The sequence below is a fragment of the Pediococcus cellicola genome (assembly GCF_001438655.1).
GTDB classification, from domain to species: Bacteria; Bacillota; Bacilli; order Lactobacillales; family Lactobacillaceae; genus Pediococcus; species Pediococcus cellicola.
Genome location: NZ_JQBR01000020.1, coordinates 1 through 2765 on the forward strand (window position 1 = coordinate 1; position 2765 = coordinate 2765).

The 2765-nt window shown below is 39.1% G+C and carries 2 protein-coding genes; one reads left to right on the plus strand and one right to left on the minus strand.

The genetic code is table 11. The annotated features are described in order from the left end of the window. Positions 1-255: 255 nt before the first annotated feature. The gene (locus IV80_RS09885; protein ID WP_057752921.1) at positions 256-1161 is read right to left on the minus strand and encodes a LysR family transcriptional regulator; all 906 of its coding nucleotides are present in this window, start codon (positions 1159-1161) and stop codon (positions 256-258) included. 141 nt (positions 1162-1302) lie between these two features. Here IV80_RS09885 and IV80_RS09890 point away from each other — a divergent pair, with 141 nt between their 5' ends. Further along, the gene (locus IV80_RS09890) at positions 1303-2496 is read left to right on the plus strand and encodes an aminotransferase-like domain-containing protein (protein ID WP_057752923.1); all 1194 of its coding nucleotides are present in this window, start codon (positions 1303-1305) and stop codon (positions 2494-2496) included. The last annotated feature ends 269 nt before the right edge of the window (positions 2497-2765 follow it).

The following is a 2765-nucleotide window of genomic DNA, read 5'->3' on the forward strand; positions in this document are numbered from 1 at the left end:
AAGGAAATGGTGGGATAATGATCTCGTTAAAAATCTTGTTTAGATACTTCTTTGCCTATTTGCGTAGTGAGTCAGTTTCATAGGAGACTCATGTGACGGGCTAGGTTAGTCTGATAAGTGCTGACTGTGGTGCAATTGCTAACGTAAGGTTGCAGTGATAATGTCAGGAATTCCGTATTTCAAATTAAGTAGCCATTATATAGAAGAAAAACAGTAAATTTAAAGTTAGAATGTCTTTTAAACGTCACACTGATCTTATTTTGGTTTCGTACCAAGATAGTTTTCCTCATATCTATTTGCTAAATAATGATGAATCTCTTTAAGCATGAGTTTAGTGGACGGCGCTTGTGCCTGTGTTTTATTGATACTGAGACAGATCGTCCGGTAGTATTGGTGTGAAAAAGGATAAATATTCACATTACCGGTTAATTTTTGCAGAGCAAGTTGTGGTAAAATTCCAAATCCCAACCCACTTTCTACCATTGAAAGAATAGATTGATCGTCAATGGAGTATGTAATGGCGTTGGGTTTTACATTATATTGGTCAAGTGTTTTCTTGGTATCTCGATCATAGTCAACTTGTTGGAGAATAAAATGATAATCCCCAATGTCCTCGGTTGTCACATAGGTTTTGTTTTTCGGAATGAAATCTGCAGGTGTGACACAATAAATTGGATCGTCGATTAAAGCTTCCGTTTGCAGTTGGGGATCTACAGGAAGCGTTGCAAATCCAATATCGACGGAACCGATGCGTGTCATTTCTGCAATTTCTGAAAAGTCACCTTGTGTAATGGTAACTTCGACGCCTGGATATTTTTTCTTGAAGTGTTGAATAATTGTTGGTAACCAGTTGATACAAACGCTGCTAAAAGCGCCTAGGCGAATGGTTCCTGAATTTAAGCCACGAATTTGATCGGCAACTTGTTGTAGTTGCGCCTCGCTATTTAAAATGTGTTGAATTACGGGTAAGACTTGCTGGCCATCGGGGGTAAGTTCGACGCCCGTTCGATTACGTATAAACAAAGGAAAACCAAGCTCGCGTTCTAATTGGCTGATGGCATGACTAACAGCACTAGGGGTCACGTTTAAATATTTAGCGGCTTGACCAAAGTTTTTGGTAGTTACGACTTGTGAAAAAATTTCATATGCAAAGTTTGCCATGAGAACCTCCTGATATTAAGCATTATTATTTTATGGTGAAATGCATTCACTTTTTATTGAGAACGTTGAGTTTTACTTCATATTAGATAATTAGTATCATGGAGTCAACAGATAAAACGAATTTTTATGGAGGGATTCAGAATGGAAGAAGAATTTGCTAGTCGTGTGTCGTTAACTTCAAAAAGTGGCTTAAATGCTATTTATCCAAGTCAAGATCCGGAAATGATCTCTTTTACGGGTGGCTTTCCAGATGCTAGCCTGTTTCCTAAAGAAGAACTAGCTCAGAGCTTTCAATCAGCCATTACGAGTAAACCAGCGCCGTTACAATATCAAGTGGGTGACGAATCTCTTGCACTACGTAAAAAGATCGCAACGTTATTAACCAACGATGGCACACCCACTGATAGTGCGTTCGTTATGATGACACAAGGGGCGCAACAAGGGCTTGATTTAGTTGCAAAGCTCTTAATCAATAAAGGGGATGGACTCGTCGTGGAGGGTCCCACTTATATTGGAGCTTTAGCGGCGTTTGATGCTTATGAGCCAACCTATTATTCCGTTGGTATGCAGGATGATGGTATGAATTTGAGTGATCTGAAAAAAATCTTGATCCAAAAGTCAGTCAAAATGATTTACACGATTCCTGATTTTCAAAATCCCACGGGTATCGTGATGTCAATGGAAAAGCGGCGGCAATTAATTGCGTTGGCTAACAAGTATGATGTCATTATATTGGAGGATGCTCCCTATAGATGGTTGCGATATGAAGGGAGATCTTTGCCAAGTTTGAAAGCTTTAGACACACAAAGTCGTGTCATTCAATTGGGCAGCTTTTCTAAAATTTTAGCGCCAGGATTACGCTTGGGCTGGCTCACTGCTGGTAATGATCTCTATTCTCGACTTCAGGAACTGAAAGCAGCTAGTGACCTGGAAACGTCAAATATAATGATTCAAACGGTAAATGCTTATTTGACAGATTACAGTTTGGACGCACATCTAAGAAAGTTGCAGCAAAGTTATCGTGTAAAAAGGGATGCCATGATGCAAGCTATGCAAAAGTATTTACCTGCACAAGCTAGTTATAGTTTTCCTAAGGGTGGTTTCTTTACTTGGGTTACGATGCCAGATGGGTTTGACTTTGAAAAAGCACAAACAAGGTTGTTATTGCCGAATTTTCATGTGATGGTGATTCCCGCAACACATTTATTCCCAGGGGATGGTCATAAAAACGGGGCACGTGTTAGTTTTAGCACTGTCTCACTTTCACAAATTGATTCGGGGATTAAACGACTGGGAGAAGGGCTGTCTGTGGGGAGCCAAAAGCAGTCGATATAGAATTGGTATAGGTGAAAATCACAGTGATTTTCTGCAAAATATGAAACAAATCAAAATTAATTTCAAAAAAGGCTTGACGAAATGTTTACCACTTGGTATATTTATATACGTTGCCTGACGGACAACAGCGAGATTTAGCAAAAAAGAATTAAAAGTTTTGCTTGACAGGTTGTTATCCAGATGATATACTTAAAAAGTTGTCGCATGAGAGATTGATAAAATCTTAAAGAGGCAATTGGTAGACCTTTGAAAACTGAACAAAGTTTCGA